Genomic DNA, 18,990 nt, shown 5'->3' with positions numbered 1-18,990 from the left:
CTTGAGAGCCGTAGGCCTAGGCAAGGAGAATGTCCGAGAGGAGTGCCGGACGCGCCGCGTATTAACGCCAGAAAATCAGGATAGCAACTGCGCCAAACAGGCACCATTTGACTACGTAGTAGATGGTACGGTTCCACGCCTTAAGCGCCTTTCCGGCGCGCCGGACCACGTAGATGTATCGGAATGCGCGGTTCAGTCCGCCAGTACGGTCTCCGATTTCATTTGGCGACGTCGCAGCGCGCATCAGAAATCCGCCAACCACGTTCATCATCTTTTGAGCCCACCGATATTTCATTGGGCGCTCAATGTCGCAGAACAGGATGATGCGGTCCTGCGTCGTGTCATTCGCGGCGTGATGAAGATATGTTTCATCAAATACAACGTCTTCGCCGTCACGCCAAGAGTAGGGAGTGCCGTCGACAACTATCGCGCAGCGGTCGTCGTTCGGCGTAACCAGACCGAGGTGGTAGCGCAGCGATCCGGCGAATGGATCTCGGTGGGGATTAAGTTTGCCGCCAGCCGGCAGCATGGCGAACATTGCGGCTCTTACTGACGGAATGCCTTGCAGGACTTCAATCGTACGCGGACACAGCACAGCAGCAGAGGGGTGCGGATTGTCATACCACTTTAGATAAAACCGCTTCCAGCCAGTGCGGAAAAATGAATTAAAACCTATGTCATTATATTGGTTTGTAGCTTGAATTCGGCTTGACTCGGCTAGCGCAAGCGCCTCCTCGCGGAAGATCTGCCACTTGCTTTTCAACAATTCAAGCTCAGAGATGTACGAGGATGGGATGTACGGCGTATTCGGAACGCTTGAAAAAATATAAGCCAAACAGTTGAGAGGTGCTGTAAAGGTAGAATGGTCGAAAATTTGTCTGAAAAAACTGCCGTGTCGCGCGTTGCCCCGGCGATGTGTAGAGACCGCGCAAGTGAAAAATAGGAACAGAATAGCCCATCGCATGACCAAACTCCTCATATTTTTTGACCATGCGGATTATATTTTCGACTATAGAAACGCGCTGCCGATGAATGTAACTAGTTGATTTATATGAAAATATTAAATGAGTCGCGAGACGATGAGTAAAGGAGACTTCGCCCCGCCAACTCAAGCCAGTCATCGAATTTTCTTGATAGCGACACTTTTCTAACAGTCCTAGAGCATCTGCACGATCAGGTTTTGCAATCCTTGGCTTGAAGCAAGCTGATCAGCATTCACATACTCGGAGCAGTCCGTGTCGTTGCGTTATCGCGCTGTGATGTAGCGCGTAGCGCACAAAGAGACAGGCAACAGATTGTGGGCGATCGTACTCGAGCGCCCACGCTCAAAAATATAACTGGATCACAAGCTTTCGATTCTATCGAAATCCAAGATAGCGACTATACGCCAGGGACGTGTGGCACTAAGTCGTAGGTCAGTGTCCTGACCAGTTCCTAGATGAAAGCATGGAGCAGTTGGGTCGTTTGCCTAGGAGCGTCTTGGCGGCAGAGGGTGGCGTGCCTCGTGATATGAACGTGCCAGTTCAATGTTTGCGCCGCCTCCGACCTTTGCCCATCCGGTCAATTGCTCAAATGGATTTGTGCTCTCCACTACGTCGTATCCTGCACTGGTTAGCCGATATTCGGCGGGTGTCGTGCATTCCGCGACCAGGCCCATGTCTTTCAGGAGGGCCAGATGAAGCCTGATTTCTGGCCAAGTATGCCCTGTTGTTTTACTGACCGCATGCTCAATCTCTTTACAGCACTGAGTTGGTTCTTCATGCTCCTGCATAGACGTTAAGATGGTTTCTAGAAGTTGGCTGTCTCTTCGCATGTTGACCTCGCTGGTTGACCATCGAGTTATAACGATAGCAGCGTTAGCTCGAAGCTGCACAGATATTCGGCAATTTTTCGCGTGCTAGCGACAGTGGGAACAAGGAACAAGAGCCTATGTGAGGTTGGTGAGCGGCTGAGCACTTCAAATGCGATGATTTGTTTTGAAGGAAATAAATTAAAATCCTCAATAAAGAAAATTTGTTTTGAAAATCAAAAATAATATCATGATCAGTGATGAATATCTGTTGGCACTGCAAGTTCGCATCGGTTGCAAGCTTCGACTGAAGTGCCCGTTGCTCTGAGCCGGCGGTCAAAGAGACGATCAAAGAGAAGTTTCATCGGAGGCGCTTAGCCTTGATCTGTGCGTCTTGCATTGCAGCAATTGATTCAAGCAGAGGAGGGGCCCCCGTCCCAGCCACGCGAGTATGGTGATTTGATCTCAGCCCCCGACTGATTGCGGTCTTTCAGGGTTCGGGCGTCGGATGCCTTGCGTGATGCAGATGCGTCGAGTCTCGGCTTCGCTCTCTGCATTCGCTTTGCTCTTTGCTCTTTGCTAGGTTCGCGCATCCGATCATCTGTCGCAATAATCGCCAGTAAGTTGGCCTTCACTGATCCTTGTAGATTTTCACAGAAACAGCCGTGCCCTCCCACGTCCGGCATGTGCTGCGATGGGCGTACGTCAGGCAGCGATCATAGCGATATCGAGTCTATAATTACACGCCGGCACGAAAAAATTCGATTTTTTGGCGATGTTGGGCAAAAAAAAGCCGACTAATTAAGGTCGGCTAAAGATTCTGGCCATTTCGAGGGCTGAACCAGAACCTGAGAGGCTGCATGATGTCGAGGCGGCGCAACAGAATCGGCGCAGTCTTGATTGCGCACGGCTGGCATTCACCCGCTTGCAGATGATGCTCGACAACTATGTCACATCTGAGAATGCAGTAGAGAAGATTGGCAACCAGGCGCCCCGTGAGCCGCTAGATGTGGCAATCAAAGATATTCGCTTGACGGCACGGCATTGCAGCGAAGAGATCGTCCCTTGCTGACGGTATTTCTCGCGCCGGTGAAGCCTGCAGGATGAATCTTATTCTGGCCCTACTTAGCTAAAAACAGCTTGCGTCGATTATACGCGAAATCCTGGTATGTGGGCTACAACGTGAGCGAGATCAACTGTTTCGAAACGAGCTTCGCGGTAGAGCGCAGCGCAGTCAAGGTAAGAGAGGCTCTTCATTGCATAGATAGTCTCCAGCGGCTTCAAAACCCAGACGCCTGTCCAGAGGGGCATCCATCCTCGAGAGAAATCGGCTGCCATCTTAAACTTGACTGCAGTTTCGATGCCGCGCCGATCGCTAGGCATCGTATCTAACGCAACGATGTTGGAGTAATGCGAAGAAGCAGATTGTGGAAATTGTCATTGTGCTTGGCGTCGTTGTCCTGTACTTGACACTGGCAATGGAAGCGGATGTGCAGAATCGCCCTGGCGTATCTGCCGTAACGGTAGCGAACATTTTGCTCGGATGGGTAGTCACGTTCCCGTGGGCACGTCGTCCAGGAGCTGGTAGAGTCAAGCATTTGCCACGTCTTGTGAGGCGATTCGGGCGTTCTACTGCGCGAGCGACAAACGAAAGACTGGTCACCGACTCAGCGTTACACACATCGTCTGGCCGACGAGTCAGCGCGTGAAGACAGTAGGCAGCTACGGCGTATCTTGCCTTCTGTGCAGTCGGCTCCCCAGTGATTTGCTCGCGGACGCCACTACACGTCCCGGAGGCATAGAGAGCAGGCAATCGCCGCGCCATTAATGTGATTGTTTTGAAGACAAATTTTTAATCGATGCCACGATGCTAGACATGTGCCTTGTGTAGGGCTGCGCCAATGCGGTGAATCAGCGGCACGAGAGGCGCGTCGCCCGTTAACATTGCGCGAGCTGTTTAGGGCACACGTGTTTTGTCTAAGCCACGAGCGAAGTCTCGGCCTGTCAGGCAGAGGCAGTTCACTGTGAAAGAAGGTGAAGCTTGTGTTTTTCCATTGCGAGACTGTCCGCGTCCGGCAGGGGTATTACGGGACCGTCCGCGCGTTCATAAATCTTTGCCAGGCGAGCGTTCTCTTCTACCATGTGTTTCTGATCGTGGGGAAGCTCATATGTGGGCATGATCGCGCCCACCGGACAAACCAAAGTGCAGGTTGTGCAGTTAACGCAAACTTGGGGATCAATTACCACAAAATTTTTTCCTACTCGGAACGCATCCACGGGGCACGCAGCGACACATTCGCCATATCGGCAGCCAATACACCTTTCGGTTACGACGCAGGTCATGGTGGCACCTTTTTAACGGTAATCATGCCAATCAAGGAAACGCCACAGAGCGACTTGCAGAGGAATCGTTCCGTGGCAGGTCATACTTGAAAAAAGATCGTAGTATCAGGTTTTTGACAAGTCGCTCCCGGACGTTTCGCCAGCGGCATAAGTCGCTATCAATGTGAAGATTCCGAGGAGCGCGATCAAGCATGAAACGGATTCGATATGCCCCGTGAAGGCCATTAGCGAAGTGGCGGCGATCGGAGTTAAACCGCCACCAATGGCGGCCGCTACCTGGACGCCTAGCGAACACCCGCTGTAGCGCACCTTCGTACCAAAGAGTTCAGGTATGCATGCCGCCTGGGGACCGAAAAGCGTGGCGTGACCAAGGCTCATGCAAACTGCCATTGTGATGATCACAGTCATCGGGTCGCCTGACTGGACCAACCAGAAGAGCGGGAACGCGGCAAGGACGGTCGACGCTGCACCGAAGTAGTAGAGCGGCTTGCGACCAAAGATGTCCGACAGATATCCAGCAAGCGGCACAGTAATGAATTCAAGTGTCGCGGCTAGCAACAGGCCGCTGAGCATGACTGTTTTTGGGATGCCGACTGTCTTGTTTCCGTACATCACTAGAAAAACAGAAAGCAGATAGACCCAAGCCACTTCAGAGATCTTCAGACCTACCGAAACGAAGAAGCTGCGCTTGTAAGAGCGAAAGACTTCGAGAAGCGGCATTTTAATCGGCGCATCATGCTTCATCGCTTTAAGAAATTCTGGCGATTCAGAGACCCTGAGGCGAATGACCAGCCCGACCATTACGAGTCCGATGCTGATTAAGAAGGGAAGGCGCCATCCCCAAGCGAGAAACTGCGCTTCGGGAAGGCGGCTGACAGCGGCGAAGGCAGCGGTAGAAAGTACGATCCCGAGCGGGAAGCCTACCTGGACAATTCCGCCGAAAAAACCGCGCCGATTAGGCGGTGCATGCTCGACGACCATCAACGCTGCGCCGCCCCATTCGCCACCGAGGCCAATTCCCTGAAGGATTCGCAGCGTGATAAGAATCACCGGTGCCCAGACGCCAATTTGCGAGTAAGTAGGCAGGAGGCCGATGAGGAATGTGGCTCCGCCCATCATGAACATTGTGATCATCAGCATGGTCTTTCGACCGATTCGATCGCCAAAGTGGCCGAAAATAGCGCCACCTAGCGGACGTGCGATGAACCCGGCAGCAAACGAAGCTAGAGACGCAATAGTCCCAACAAATGGGTCGAACGCAGGGAAGAACAGTTTGTTAAAGAGCAGCGCGGCTGCAGTGCCGTACAGAAGAAAATCGTACCATTCGACGGTCGTTCCAATCACGCTGGAAATCATGATGACCCGCATCCGCGTTTTCTCACTGGTTTCATCAGATGTGCCAGCTGAAAGCACATCTAGCTGGTCACTTTGCAAAATTGCCATGTCAGATCTCCTAGCCGGGTTCGGCGTTGTCCACGTCCAAAGGCGTCCGAATGTTTACCGAACGTGAGTTGAGATTAGCCTGGAAAAAAACTTTTGCAATAATAAGTTGCCTAATGGGAAACACTGACCTATATTTGTCTACAACCGCCTCCCCGGTGGCTTCATTCACTGACGATCTAGGAGATGACATGGATGCAACGTCGACGAAACCGCACTTCGCGCAGCGGCTGCAGGGCAAGCTTGAACCGACCCCCGGCGGGTCTGTGTATGTAGACCCGAGCAAGATTGAGTGGGAGAAATCCCAGTTCGACAAAATCTGGATGAAGGTGCTGTACCGCAACGATGAGATTGGCGAGATGACGGTTCTGTTGAAGTGGGAACCGGGCGCGACCTTGCCTTTCCACCGTCATCCCGAGATCGAGCAGAGCTATGTGCTTGAGGGCTCCTTCTACGATCACGACGGAATCTGTCGGGCGGGCGAGTTCGTGTGGCGCCAGCCCGGGTCACTCCACCAGACGCACACAGATGAGGGTTGCGTGCTGCTCGCGATTTACCGCAAGCCGAACGTTTTCTTCAATGCTGCCGGGTTTGAGAAGAATCCCCACTAAGCACCCCGCCAAGCACGTGCGGGGAAACTTCCTGTTTCGCAGGTTTCCTCGCAAGCGCGCAACAGCTAGAATCGGGTCACCGCGCACGGTGACCCGATTTTTCGTTTACAGGCAGGAGGACCGGGCGCGCGTTGACTTCTGGGCGATTGCAATGACTAAACGACGACAAGAGGCCGCCCAATTGGTGGGCGAGCCAACACTGCGAGAGATGGATGAGGCAGACCGAGATGAGGAGATGGTCTGTCGACGGCTTCGGGAGCTTCGCCAGAAGCGCGACATGACTCTGGAGACGCTGGCCGACTTATCTGGCTTCACGAAGGGTTATCTGTCCCGCATTGAGAACGGGAAAAAAGCTCCTCCAATTGCATCGCTGGCGCGGCTCGCGCGGGCATTGGGCGAAGAGCTCGGGTACTTCTTTCTGGAAGACACCGGCAGCGCAAGTTCTGACGAATCGAAAGTCTCTGTTGTGCACAAGTGGGAGCGCAAGCCCGTGGCACGGGGCGGGACGGCTTTCGGTTACGACTACGTCAGTCTTGCCCATAAGAGGGCTCATAAGTTGATGGACCCCTTCATCTTCACATTTCCATCTGAGACCGATGCCGACCAATATTTCCAGCATAGCGGAGAAGAGTTTATCTACGTGATGTCCGGCCGAGTCAGATTTGAAATTGTGCTGAACGGCGAACTTCGCGGATGGACGCTTGAGGCCGGTGACAGCATGTACTTCGATTCGAGTCTGCGTCACCGGGGGCACAGCATTGACGGCGCCGAAGCGCAAGCGCTGGTCGTAGTCCAAGCTGGTGATGAGGAAGATCGAGCGGCTAACTGACGTTCGACGCCGGTTTCCTCATTGGAAATATATTGAGACGAAAAGTAAACAATCTTCCTTTTATGTTGTCTATTGAGAAACTTTGCCCTATGCTGTGAGTGGTAGCCAATTTCAAGGAGACAGAGATGAGGGTAGCGGCTATTTTTTACGATGGCGTAGAGCCTATCGATCTTGGTGTTGTTGGCGTTCTGTCGATGGCGAAGCGTGTGACGTCCGATCTTGAATACTTCACCGTTTCCGAGGGCGGCAGCACAGTTGAGTTGCAAAATGGCCTGAAGGTTCTGATGGACTACAGTTTCGAAGACGCGCCGTACGCAGACGTGTTCATCGTGACGGGCGGCCCGGGCTGGAAGGCTCAAGCTACAAATGAGCGGATGCTCGCTTTCCTGCGAAAGCGGGCGGCTGAGAGTATCTGTGCTGCCAGTGTATGCACAGGATCGATGTTGCTGGGGGCCGCAGGCCTGTTAGAGGCGCGTCCCGCGACGACCAAGACGCAAGTTGTCCCCCCCGAAATCAATCCGCTCGAAGCATTGACTGCGGAGTACGGCGCCAAGGGTTTGCGAGCACTTGTCGTCGACGACGGCGATATCGTCACTGGCGGTGGTGTTACTCTCGGAATCGACACGACGTTCTACCTTCTTGAGCGATTCCTGGGTAAGGAGGTGGCGTCGGAAACGGCTCGCATCATGGAGTACTCGGCGGCGCTAGTGGCCAACAAGGCGAGGCTTTCAATCGTTCGAATCAGCGAGCTGTCCATCGTCGACGATGTTTCTTGAGCCGAATGAAACGCGGCCGCGTCTCGCCAGATGAGTATGATCGGACGGAGTAGGCGCGGCAGACGTGTCGTTGGATCAGGCAGCTAGCTGAGCAACACCGACGAGCCAGACTCCTGAGCTTGCCGGCTTCGGAGCGGTGTGATGAGCGCCCCAGGTTCGAAGCGGCTAAGCCGCCATCATTGCATCGTCCGGCGCGAGCTCGATGATTCTGCTCTCCGGATAAACGTTGATTCGCACGACATCGCCACAGTCATAGTCTTGCACAAGCATTTCTTGCACCAGGCGGTTAAAGACCGTCGCCCCTGACGAGCGATTGACACAGTCAACAATCGAACGAGGAATCTCGTATGCGATATTCGCCCGCCGGCACGTGCGATACAGCACTTGGCGGGATAGTGCACACCTTACTCTTTGCGGCGAACTCCGCGATGATGTAAGGAAAACTCACGTTTCCATCAGGGTGACGGGAAGCCTCGATGCGGTTCAACATTCCTTCGCGCCTCGACATGGCGCGCATAAACGCGATGGGACCGAGCGGTCTTCCCACAACGGTATAAATGCCGTGATTGACGAGACGGAAAATCGGTGTCGTCATGAGCGCAGTTGGATAGGTGATGAGCTTGATGTCCGTAAGTGCGGATCTCAGCTCAGAACGGCTCGCCACGCCACCGTTCGCCTCGAGCGCAGCCACCAGTCGCAACTCCGTCTCTGACAGCTCTTCCACTGGATCCAGTGGAATGTTCGCCCAATAGTCGTCGTATTGGACAACTTGAAGCTAGGCAAGTCCATCAAGAACCGCGCGCGTAATATGGATCGGCGGAATCAGCATCAACGAGCTGTTGCGGTAAATTCTGGAGTTGCTGTCCTGCTCCGATAGCGCATGATCGCCGCCAGCAGATCAGCAATGTCAACCCGTTCACGTGCGACCGTGAAAACCTTTCGAGCGACGGTAAGGATGATGTTGTGACCGGGTTTTTCTGGCCCAAACCAGAACCACGTCTTATCCACATCAAGCCATTCAAAGCCCTCACCGACTGCAGTATACCGGCGAGGCTCGCACCTTGCTGCCCGTAAATGAGTGATGCTGTGCCGGCAACAGCGGGGAGATGAGCCACGGCGCAAGAGCGGATCATTGCGTACGCAAGGCTTCAGACTCCTTTGACGTCTTCGACTTCTGCAATATCGTCATCGTCCGGAGCACATGCCCAGGAATCAATGCGCAGACTACCCGGCCGCATGACCGACTCGCTCATGCGGGCAATGCGCCTTCCAAGCAGATCACCAGCAAAAAGACACGCATGTTCGAAAATCAGAAGTTCACCCAGTAGCGTACGCGTATGATTGTTCAGGACGGACACTGGGCAGGGAAGACATGAGGCACAGGCGAGGTCGAGGGCGTCAAGTACTGGGATATCAAACTCAAATTGAGCGGAACGCTCGATCGATTTCTGAACTATCTGACGCATCCGCTCTCTGGTAATTCCCAAGGGCGTGCCGAGTGCTGTCAAGGTCGTGCCTTCCTCGCCGTCCACACCATACCGACGGGCAAAGAGATTCGCGTCGCGCTGTGCTGCCACATCAATGGGTTGATCAGGAAAAACCAGATTTCGACCTCGTGTGGCCAGACAGGTTGCAACTTTCCAGATTGCATCCGTCACGGTATCGGCTGCGATCGTCACGCGCTGTCGCCTGGGAGTTGGAACCGCTGGCTCTTCGCTGTCTGGAGCAACAAGGTCGCCAGCGGGTAGGGCGAGAGCCGTTTCCCATGCGAGCAGACGACTGCTGTGCATTGAACGGGGAAGCTCTCCTTTTTCCCATTGGTTAAAGTCGGCACGGATACTTCAACTCGTTCTGCGACCTGTGCTAATGAAAGCCCGAGACTACGTCGACGGGCCCGAGCGCGAGAACCGGATGCGCGACCGGCGGCCGCTGAAATGAACAAGCGGTCGTAAGCCATCGAGACCAAAGGGGCGTAGGCGATGACGCCGAAATTGCAGGCTTGGACAAGATATTGTCTTCTGGCGATAGTAGCCAACCGGCTGCCACTAGTAATGCGACCTCTCACGCGTCGATTCTCGTGCGGAGCCTATTATCAGGCACATTACCCAACTCCCATCTGGCGACAGTCAACGGCATGACATCGACGAGCGCCGCCATTTCCGGCACGGACTTCCGCAATGCCTTGCGGCGATTACGAGCTCGACCTGCGAAGTCGGGCGCAAGCGAGCGCGGAATGTAGATACGGGATGCTGCTTCATAGGTTAGCAGGCCGTTGAAATATCCGTCGTTGAGGCGCTCAGATGCATTGCGACGGATGCTGGGTTCGCACTTTTGAAACGTGGAACACGTTCGCGGGCATTCGACGTTGCTCGCGGGTTCACCATATCGGTACTGTCTATTGCTTCCTGCCCCTCAACCGGCAAGTGTGCGCATACGCGTCAGGTTGTAGCCGACCTGCGTCAGCACGAAGAGCTGGTCTACGCGTTCAAGTCCTCGATACATCGCTTGTCGAATCCGTCCGACTGTCTTTCCCCATCCGAACACCTGCTCAATGCGCTTACGTTTTTGCTGGCTGGCCGCGTAACCCGGCCAACGCGTAGTTCGCTCGTCAATTGCTGAACCTCCTGGACGTCCATCGTTTTGCGCCACATGCGGCGTGACACGATTCGCGCGACAACTGGCTACGAAGCCGGCCGTGTCGTAGTTTTTGTCCGCGCCGACGGTGATGCTGAGAGGCGCAACACTTGCGGCATCAGCAAGCATCAGCTCAGCCGCGTCGCGCTCGGCGGTGCCCGTCGCCAGCGTCACCTGTGCGTTGACCACCAGGCCGTGCCGGTTGTCGGTCAGCACGTGGCCCATATAACAGAGCATCGCTCCGGTTCCTTTGCTCTTGCGAAACAGGCGCGCCTGCTCGTCCGTCGTCGATTGGTGCGTCTCGTTACTGCGTTTCTGTCCGTGCCAGTTGTCATTCGGCGCTGGCGGTTCGTCAGGAGGCGTGTCGTCTTCGTCTGGACTTGCCCTCGGCATGAAGCTCTTATGCCCGGCCCATGCCTGAATCAACGTACCGTCGACGCTAAAGTGCTCCCCGGAAAGATATCCGCGCTCGCGCGCGGTCTCGACTGTCTCGTTGAACAGCAACACCAGCACATCGTGTTCGAGCAACCGGTCGCGGTTTTTGCTGAACGTCGAGTGGTCCCACACGGTCCCGTCCATCGGCAGGCCAACGAACCAGCGGAACAGCATGTTGTAGGAAATCTGTTCCACCAGCATGCGCTCGCTACGAATTGAGTACAGCACCTGCAACAAAAGAGCTCGCACCAGCTTCTCCGGCGCGATGCTCGGGCGACCTCCTTTCGCGTCAGCCTCGTACATTCGCGCGAACACATTGTCCATGCGTTCAAGCGCGTCATTGAGCCACGCGCGAATCGGACGCAACGGATGGTCCTTCGGCACAAAATCGTCCAGCTTCAGCACCGTGAACATTGACTCGGTAAAACCATCTGGCCCACGCATCCGTTCCATCTCGCTCTCATTGATGACCTCAGTTCAACGTTTACGCCTTCGTTACGGATGACCGCCACATCAGGTATTTCAACGGCCTGTTAGACGAGGACGAAAGAACTGCGAGATACTTCCGCGTTTCGGGTGCCTGTTGGGTACGGTCCAGCTCCCCGGATAACGTAGCGTGCCATAGGCTCGTCGCGTTTATTCTTCGCCTCTATGGTTATTTTTACCAGAAATATTCTAATTACGATTACGGGAAGTTCAATTGTTTAACCAGATTGAGCGACGTTGTCGGCTGAGACGGAAAAAAATGTGCTATTCCGGCGCCACCGTCGTTGTGTCTACCGCGCATTGGCTCAGTTCTAGATTAAAGTGTTTGATTGGTGTCTCCGTTCTGTCCCAATCGATCAAGCAAGCCCTCCCAATTGGCGGCACCGGCATCCATTGAAGCATCACCCATCCGGGCACACGTTACGTACAACACCAGCTTCGATTGCGCAAAGGCCGCGCGGGAAGACGAACTGGCAATCTGCATTGATCCCGGGCCTGCCGCAATGGATCTGGAGATCGCGCAAAATGCAACGGATGCGACAGTAGCGTCATTATCCGACATCTCAAGAGGGGATGATACAAGATCGAGCGTTCGTGCCGCCCGATCCTCGGAGTCACCCTGCACAGAAAGGGAATCTACATATTCAGTGCACGTTTGTCGACGGCAAGAGCGGCTTCACGCATCACCTCCGACAACGATGGGTGCGGATGTGAAGTTCGCGCGATGTCTTCCGATGCGGCTCCGAACTCCATCGCCACTACTGCTTCGGCAATCAAGTCAGATGCGTTCGCCGAAATGATGTGGCAGCCGAGCAACTCATCGGTCTCCGCATCAGCGATCATCTTCACGAAGCCGTCGGACTTGCCGATTCCGAGTGCGCGGCCGTTGGCCAGCATCGGGAACTGGCCGGTCTTGATTTCACGACCTTCTGCTTTCAGTTGTTGTTCGGTCTTGCCCACCCATGCAATCTCTGGCTCGGTATAAATCACCCACGGAATACAGTTGTAGTCGATGAGCGGCTTCTGGCCGTCAATCACTTCCGCAACCATCGACCCCTCGTCTTCGGCTTTGTGCGCGAGCATCGGGCCGCGCACCACGTCACCGATTGCGTAGATGTTTGGTACAGACGTCGCGCACTGCTCATCTACGGGGATAAAGCCGCGCGAATCTACCGCGAGTCCAACTGCGTCCAGACCCAGATTGTCCGTATTCGGCACGCGCCCGATTGAAACAATCAGGCGGTCGGCGTCGAGCGTCGCCGCATTGCCGTCGCTGTCGGTGTAAGCAATTGAGACTCTGCTGTCAGTCGCGCTTACCTCATTGACCTTCACTCCCACGTGAATGTCCAATCCCTGCTGTTTGAATTGCTTTGCGGCTTCCTTGGCGATTGATAGATCGCAAGCGCCGAGAAAAGCGGGAAGCGCTTCAAGCAATGTCACATCCGCGCCAAGGCGCCGCCAGACGGAACCCAGTTCCAGTCCAATTACGCCTGCGCCTATCACCGCAAGCTTTCTCGGAACGGAATCGAACGAAAGAGCACCTTCGTTGTCTGAGACAATCTTGTTGTCCACCGGAATATTCGGGAGATGGCGCGCCTTTGAGCCTGTAGCGATGATGACGTTTTTCGCGGTCACAGTTTCAGCGCCGGTGTCACCTGACACGTCGATCCGAACGCCTGCGTCACTCCTTCCGCTGAACTTGCCGTGACCCTTGAGCCAGACGATCTTGTTCTTGCGAAACAGAAACTCGACGCCCTTTGTCATCTTTTCGACGACGGCCTCCTTGCGCGCAAGCATCCTTGTGATATCAAGCCTCACATCGTTCGCGGTGATACCGTGATCTCCGAGATGATGTGAGACGTCCTCGAATTTTTCCGACGAAGCGAGCAGCGCCTTCGACGGAATGCAGCCCACGTTTAGACACGTGCCCCCCAGCTTTGGATTGCCGGCCGGGTTCTTCCAGTTCTCGATACAGGCTACTGACTTGCCGAGTTGCGCTGCGCGAATCGCTGCGATGTAGCCGCCCGGCCCTGCGCCGATCACGACAACGTCAAATTCCATAGACATGGCTATCCTTTTTTTGAGATGCGCGGCGCGTCAGAATATCTCGCTCGGGCAGTCAAGTTATTTATCGCGGTGTGACAGAGATACAGATTGTCTGCAATCCGGCTTTCAGTTCGGATTCTCGCTTCAGCCGTCATGCTGCCCTTGTTGACATGAATGTCGACGGGCAAAAAATATAGCATCTAACGTTTTTTTTGGCTCATAAGTATGCATTTTTCTATGCCGGTCTCGGCCGGTAAATACGCTAGTCGCTTTAGCTGTCCTTAGTTGGCTTCAGAGATCGTGAGCTCGCCTGCGGGAAGGTTGCGCTGGCGATGGCGGGCAGGGCGCGACATGATGCTAGCGATTATGCCTGGAGGCCGCACGGAAAATTTCCGGTCGCCAACGCGAGCGTGCATCAAGCGGTCAAGACGCTGGCCGCAGCAAACTTTCAATTGACGCAGAAGTTGCCAATCGCCACGCTCTGTGAAAGCTGCAGCCGTGTCGACAGCGACTCATGTTGAAATTCGGACATGGCGCTCTGGTTTCTTTGGGCCGGCCGTAAAATTCTGTCGTCTATGTCTTTGAGTCTCTCATCATGCACGGTTTGAGTCTGATCATCATTTTTTAGAAGCATGCGTGACTATCCGTTGGCGCATGAAAACAGTAGTCAAACGAGGAGCTGCCAATTCTCGCACAATACTGCTTAGGTGCTAAGTTCACAATGTCGCTGATTTCAATGTCTTACTGTACTCGCAGCAAGGCAGCTCACAGCCTTGCTAGCAAAATAATAAGGATAAGTCGCTGGGCCACCGCCTAAGCGGTTGCTCGGCAGATCACGCCGTGACCGTGTCGAACTTCCTGCAGCGTCCAACATTCTTTTTTGGCGCATCCACGCAAGCGCTGATGTCGTCAAGCCAATTTGCGCACCGTCCAGCGAGAAGAACACCTGTAGCTGAGTCCAAAGAGATCACAGAGACGATGCGACATCATTGAATGTCGAGATGTCAAAACTTGATGGCGCAGTGACTTCAGATGTACGCATGGTCGGGCAGCTCTCGAAAACTGCGGCAATCCATTCCACAAAGACGCGCACCTTCGCGGTCAGATGTCGATTGGGCGGGTATAGCGCCGATATTGATATAGGAAGAGGCTTCCACTGAGGAAGAACTTCAACAAGCCGTCCCGAGTCCAGGTGGGCCTGGATCAGAAAGCGTGGAGCCTGGATGATCCCAGCACCTGTGACACCGCATGTCACGTATGCCTCAATGTCACTTAGCATCAACGCTCGTCTCATTTCGACTTCTCGCGGGACTTGCTCGACCACAAAATTCAAGGCGGCAGCTCGGCTGGTTGCATCTGAGTGATAATGGACAGTGAAATGATTCTGTAAATCACTGAGGTTGGTCGGCTTGCCGTGGCGCTCCACATACTTGGGACTTGCGGCCGTAAGTATCGGAACTTCACTCAGGCGGCGTCGAATGAGGCTTGAGTCGTGCATATCGCCTGAGCGGATGGCGCAATCCACGTCGTCTTGCGCGGTGCATACTGGTTTGTCGACAAATCCAATGATCAGATCGATGTCCGGATAGCGTTCGCGGAACTCCATGATCTTCGGAGCTACGATTAATCGGCCGATGGAGCCTGGCATATCGATTCGTAACTGACCGCGCGGACCGTTACCTGTATTAGCGATAGCGTCTTCACACTCCTGGATTTCGGAAAGAATGCGGACGCATAGTTCGTAATATTGTGCACCCTCCGGTGTCAGGTTCAGTCGCCTGGTCGTCCGCCGCATCAGGCTAACCTTCAAGTGCGCCTCAAGGTTCTTGATGATCGTCGTAGCCGACGCTCGCGGCAGTTGCAGTGCATCTGCAGCTCGCGAAAAACTGTTCATCTCGACGACCTTGATGAACGTCTGCATTGCCTGAAGCCGGTCCATGCCACTCCCTGCGCGGCAACTGTAGGTCGGCCGCAACGATGTTGAAGGGTTAGGGAAACGCGGATTACTCAAATCCATGCGAATTGTATTCTGGATTATAACCATTTATCTCAATTAAGTCAGGCGACTGGCTGGTTTTGGTCATATGATTGGTGCGAGTCATCAATACCGTGTCCCCAAGCTGACGAAGGTCGTGAGCTGTATTGCACCGCAAGAGAACGCAAAGGGGCACCCTGACGCGCAGCGGTAGCCTTGGATTTGGACTGCGATGAGACGCCGCCGTTTCGCAGCGAGCGTGGCCAATCTATTTAGCAGCCTGCTGCAGAGTTGCAGTTTTCATTGCAGCACAGGAAGATTCAGACTCTGGGCAGGTTGCCACGGTGCGCTCAGATACCTCGACTGAGGAAGGGCTTAGCCTAAGACGGCATTTAACCGGTAAGCGCCGAGGAGTGGGGTTTCATCGGAAAGAAAAGAAGGCAATTGAAGCAGAGTCACTGCGCACGGCCGGTCGTGTCGATCGGGATTGTTCCATCCGCCCATCAACGATCAATGCGGCGAGATGTGAATCTCGACACAGCTCGAGTGTGCATGCTACAGCGAAGCGAGTTGTCGCCCGTCGTAGTCACCAGCTGAAATTGGCTGACGGTCCTGCCGCGCGTCAAGATTGCTACCGTGTCTGGCGCGAAGCGACCATCACTCTGTGAAGCTACCAGCAGGGGAAAGGGAGGGGGGCGCATGGCTACCTGGCCCGACGATCGAGCAGCGTACAGGCGGATATGCGTGTGAGGAATGGCTTGCCACCAGGAGCGGCTCACCACGCTGGAGCGTGAAAAGAACTCTTAGCGGGACAGCCGTTTGCCCCGCGCAGGCCGTCAGCATGAACAGTTTTTGCGCGCATTGGGATGCGCGGTGGCGCGAATATCCTTGTCGCTGTTTGGCGCGCTGGCTCCTGTAGCAGAGAAGTAGGGTCGTGGGCACGGCCGCATACCCCACCGAAAATCTGCCACGTGTGTAGATGCACAGTAAAGCAGGCAACTTACTAGTCTAGGGCATAACTTCCTACGCGACCGAATCCTGTGACTGCTTTGCTGAAAACAAAGATATGAGCTCTGCTGCGACAGTATTGAGAATTTGGCGTGACAGCTTGGGATCTGAAACTGCTCGCGACAGACCCATAGCGCCGATGCAAGCGCTATAAGCCAGAATCGCTTTAGCTCGATGATTGCCATCGATCTCCGGTGGAACTTGATTTTCGATATGCAACAAGCTACGTTCCAGCCGTTGGGTATAGACCTCTCTCGCATCATCTGTGCTTCGCGAGACATCGTTAACTAGCGATGATAGCGCGCAGCCGCTATGCACTTCATCCCGATGTTTTTCCGACAGATATGCTTGGATGGTTTTCTTGAGCGTCGGCTGCTGGGTCAGTTCAGACTCTTCTATCTCGGCAAACGACGCCATCAGAGCCTCGACAACCAAGTCGTCGCGAGAAGTGAAATGCTTGTAGAAGCCACCGACTGTCAGGCCTGCCTCTTTCATGATATCCGCAACGCTAATGCCCTCAATCCCAAGCTCACGAAAGCGTCTGGCAGCAACATCAACAATCCGCTGATGAGTTTCGGCCTTTTCCGCTTGTGAATGTCCCATAATGTGTGCTCCAAAGGGGTAAAAAGTGTTGTAGAACAACATGATAATCCAGATCATGCGCGTCGCTGATCGAAGGCAACACTCGCCGGGGATGGACTCCAAACGAGCCCGCAAATAGGGTCAGATTGAATGCGAGCGTCAAACTATTTCGAAACATTATATCGGTAAGATTTTACCTACAATCTTCAGGAAGCTTATTTCGCTAATCTTCTGCTTGAAGGCTGACATTTTTTTGAAATGGAAGGGAGGGGCTTTTGTCAGGTCGCCTGACGGGTACATCTGGACCTCGCCGTAGCTTGATAGCGCCCGGAACCTTTTGGGGTTCATTTCAATGTGCGCAAATTTGCATATGCAGATTGTCTTCGCAGGGTAAGCGGGCGCCGCTGCCGAATGGCGCGGTGATGCCACGGTAACCAAAGGTACCTTCCACACACCGGCGCGGCGAGCGCCCCGAGCCAGGGCAGCAAATCAGCGCTCGCGTACCATACCTCTGTGCGCCGCATGAACGCCGCGCCGGACAGCCACACGCGACTCCCGATTTTTCTTTGCGGGTAGATCGAGAGCGTGATCACTTCGTACCGGAACACGGACAGCCGTATTCGGGCGAGGCAGACGTTCAGCCAACTTCTGCGCACGATGGGCGACCGCGCTCGTCGCAGCAGCATGCAGACATCGGCGCGTCGCGATGTGTATTTCGCCGCGCTGATGGTCGCCGTATAGACTGGATCAATTCTGACCGGTTCGACGCTTACTCAGAAGTACTTCGCCTCGCGCAGTTGCCGGTATTTTGCGTAGAGCAGCCCCAAAAGGCATGCGTGTGCCCTGCGGACTGAGCTGTGAAGCTGCATTTTTTTCGTGAAGTTGAGGTCCTCAGCGGCCAATGGCTTCCGCGCATCTTTCGCCCACGTAGCTGCCGCAGTCAGCGCATCTGAGCCTAACGCATTGCGCGGGCTTGAGCCGGTGGATTCCTCCAGCAATAGAAACCGCAGCGGTCGCAAAATGTTGCCAAGCGGCTCACTCTCCGTCACGGCCACGTGGTCGACATGAAAAGCAATCCAAAGCGCGCCGTGCGCCACATCCAGCGTGGTCTTCGCTGCCAGTTGGTGGTTGAGCGCCCAACGGCGCACCAGCCACGCTTATCCTGATGTAGCGCCACGCCTTCACAGTGCCATGAAGCGCACTACATGTGCCGATACGGCTGTTTCCGTATAAGCACATCCTCAATTCTCCATGGGAAATCAGCAGAATCCGGCTTCGATTTTTGCAAAGAGATTTTCGTCCCCGGCCTGGGGCCCTCGATCTTCAAGCCCGGCGTGGGACAAGAAATTTAAGATAGCGCAGTTGCACAAGCTCTCCTCGGCGTCCGTCGGAAAGCACCGTGACCACCATCATTGAAAACGTGGCCGCGCTGACGCTCGCGAAGGCAAAGATGGCGAAGCCCGTGCCCTGTTACGCGTTGGATCACGTTCTAGACCATGCTGCGGTAGGCGTCCGATCACGCCAGCGTGCGGTCTGACGAACTCCAAGGGACGCTTCCAAGCCTGTGGAGGCAAAAAGCTGTGGGGCGAGGCAAGGAGGCTTGAAAGCGCCCTGAATAGGGTGGTGGGCCTGCCTTGAATGTGACGAGCATCTAGCCAGCAGCTTTCGCGTCTCAGTCGGTGCGGTTACCAGCGCAGCCTTCAGCGTTTCGTGCTTATCGAAGAGTCAAGCCTCTCAGCGTACCTAAAGCTGAATCGTGGCGCCTCCATCAGGATGCCCGACTAGGCGATTCCTTAAGAATAGCGGTAAGGAGGCGCGAAGGGTATCTTCCAAAGATTTCCCAAGTGTGCACCGAAGCTGATCCCGTCTTTACGGTGTCAAGGCTACTGCCGAAAGTTGACGGCAAACATCGACCTGCTCCGAGCTAGAACGGCAAGCCGAAGGACTAGGATCGCACCGCCTAGTGCCCGCTACATTCTTCTTGTTTACGAAAATAGTATTGTCAAAAACTCGTATACTATTAGCGAATTCTCATA

General features: G+C 54.5%; 14 protein-coding genes. 4 read left to right on the top strand and 10 right to left on the bottom strand.

Annotated elements, in window-relative coordinates; all coding sequences use genetic code 11:
- Positions 1-61: 61 nt before the first annotated feature.
- The 3 genes from B0G81_RS11500 to B0G81_RS11485 all read right to left on the bottom strand — a co-directional run bounded on the left by B0G81_RS11500 (position 62) and on the right by B0G81_RS11485 (position 5,575).
- Complete coding sequence (locus B0G81_RS11500) at positions 62-964, bottom strand: aspartyl/asparaginyl beta-hydroxylase domain-containing protein (RefSeq protein WP_134135434.1); 903 nt, start codon at positions 962-964, stop codon at positions 62-64.
- Positions 965-1,468: 504 nt separating this feature from the next.
- Positions 1,469-1,813, bottom strand: coding sequence for a hypothetical protein (locus B0G81_RS11495; RefSeq protein WP_243856431.1), 345 nt, complete (start codon positions 1,811-1,813; stop codon positions 1,469-1,471).
- Positions 1,814-4,237: 2,424 nt separating this feature from the next.
- The gene (locus B0G81_RS11485; RefSeq protein WP_134135430.1) at positions 4,238-5,575 is read right to left on the bottom strand and encodes an MFS transporter; all 1,338 of its coding nucleotides are present in this window, start codon (positions 5,573-5,575) and stop codon (positions 4,238-4,240) included.
- 188 nt (positions 5,576-5,763) lie between these two features.
- Here B0G81_RS11485 and B0G81_RS11480 point away from each other — a divergent pair, with 188 nt between their 5' ends.
- From B0G81_RS11480 to B0G81_RS11470, 3 genes are all read left to right on the top strand, one after another.
- Positions 5,764-6,183 carry a cupin domain-containing protein gene (locus B0G81_RS11480; protein ID WP_134135428.1) on the top strand — a complete coding sequence of 140 codons (420 nt, stop codon included), beginning with the start codon at positions 5,764-5,766 and terminating at the stop codon, positions 6,181-6,183.
- A gap of 151 nt (positions 6,184-6,334) precedes the next feature.
- Entirely contained in the window at positions 6,335-7,012 is a 678-nt protein-coding gene (locus B0G81_RS11475) for an XRE family transcriptional regulator (RefSeq protein ID WP_243856430.1), read from the top strand.
- Between the two features lie 125 nt (positions 7,013-7,137).
- Positions 7,138-7,788: a DJ-1/PfpI family protein gene (locus B0G81_RS11470; protein WP_134135426.1), complete on the top strand. Its 651-nt coding sequence runs from the start codon at positions 7,138-7,140 to the stop codon at positions 7,786-7,788.
- 322 nt (positions 7,789-8,110) lie between these two features.
- Here B0G81_RS11470 and B0G81_RS11465 read toward each other — a convergent pair whose 3' ends face one another.
- From B0G81_RS11465 to B0G81_RS11435, 7 genes are all read right to left on the bottom strand, one after another.
- Entirely contained in the window at positions 8,111-8,479 is a 369-nt protein-coding gene (locus tag B0G81_RS11465) for a hypothetical protein (protein WP_166678972.1), read from the bottom strand.
- Between the two features lie 457 nt (positions 8,480-8,936).
- Positions 8,937-9,467, bottom strand: a complete 531-nt coding sequence (locus tag B0G81_RS11460) for a hypothetical protein (protein ID WP_134135422.1) — start codon at positions 9,465-9,467, stop codon at positions 8,937-8,939.
- 733 nt (positions 9,468-10,200) lie between these two features.
- Positions 10,201-11,301: an IS5 family transposase gene (locus B0G81_RS11455; protein ID WP_134143082.1), complete on the bottom strand. Its 1,101-nt coding sequence runs from the start codon at positions 11,299-11,301 to the stop codon at positions 10,201-10,203.
- A 678-nt stretch (positions 11,302-11,979) separates the two neighbouring features.
- Complete coding sequence (gene lpdA, locus B0G81_RS11450; RefSeq protein WP_134135420.1) at positions 11,980-13,410, bottom strand: dihydrolipoyl dehydrogenase; 1,431 nt, start codon at positions 13,408-13,410, stop codon at positions 11,980-11,982.
- Positions 13,411-14,356: 946 nt separating this feature from the next.
- Complete coding sequence (locus B0G81_RS11445; protein ID WP_166678971.1) at positions 14,357-15,328, bottom strand: LysR family transcriptional regulator; 972 nt, start codon at positions 15,326-15,328, stop codon at positions 14,357-14,359.
- Positions 15,329-16,387: 1,059 nt separating this feature from the next.
- Positions 16,388-17,017, bottom strand: coding sequence for a TetR/AcrR family transcriptional regulator (locus B0G81_RS11440; protein WP_243856429.1), 630 nt, complete (start codon positions 17,015-17,017; stop codon positions 16,388-16,390).
- Between the two features lie 710 nt (positions 17,018-17,727).
- Entirely contained in the window at positions 17,728-18,102 is a 375-nt protein-coding gene (locus B0G81_RS11435; protein WP_134135416.1) for a hypothetical protein, read from the bottom strand.
- A gap of 251 nt (positions 18,103-18,353) precedes the next feature.
- On the opposite strand from B0G81_RS11435, the gene B0G81_RS43600 reads away from it, so the two are divergent.
- Positions 18,354-18,491, top strand: a complete 138-nt coding sequence (locus tag B0G81_RS43600; protein WP_166678970.1) for a hypothetical protein — start codon at positions 18,354-18,356, stop codon at positions 18,489-18,491.
- Positions 18,492-18,990: the final 499 nt, after the last annotated feature.

The organism is Paraburkholderia sp. BL6665CI2N2 (assembly GCF_004366535.1).
Lineage (GTDB): Bacteria > Pseudomonadota > Gammaproteobacteria > Burkholderiales > Burkholderiaceae > Paraburkholderia.
The sequence above is the reverse complement of the archived record's forward strand: the minus strand, read 5'-3'. Positions and strand labels throughout refer to the sequence as shown.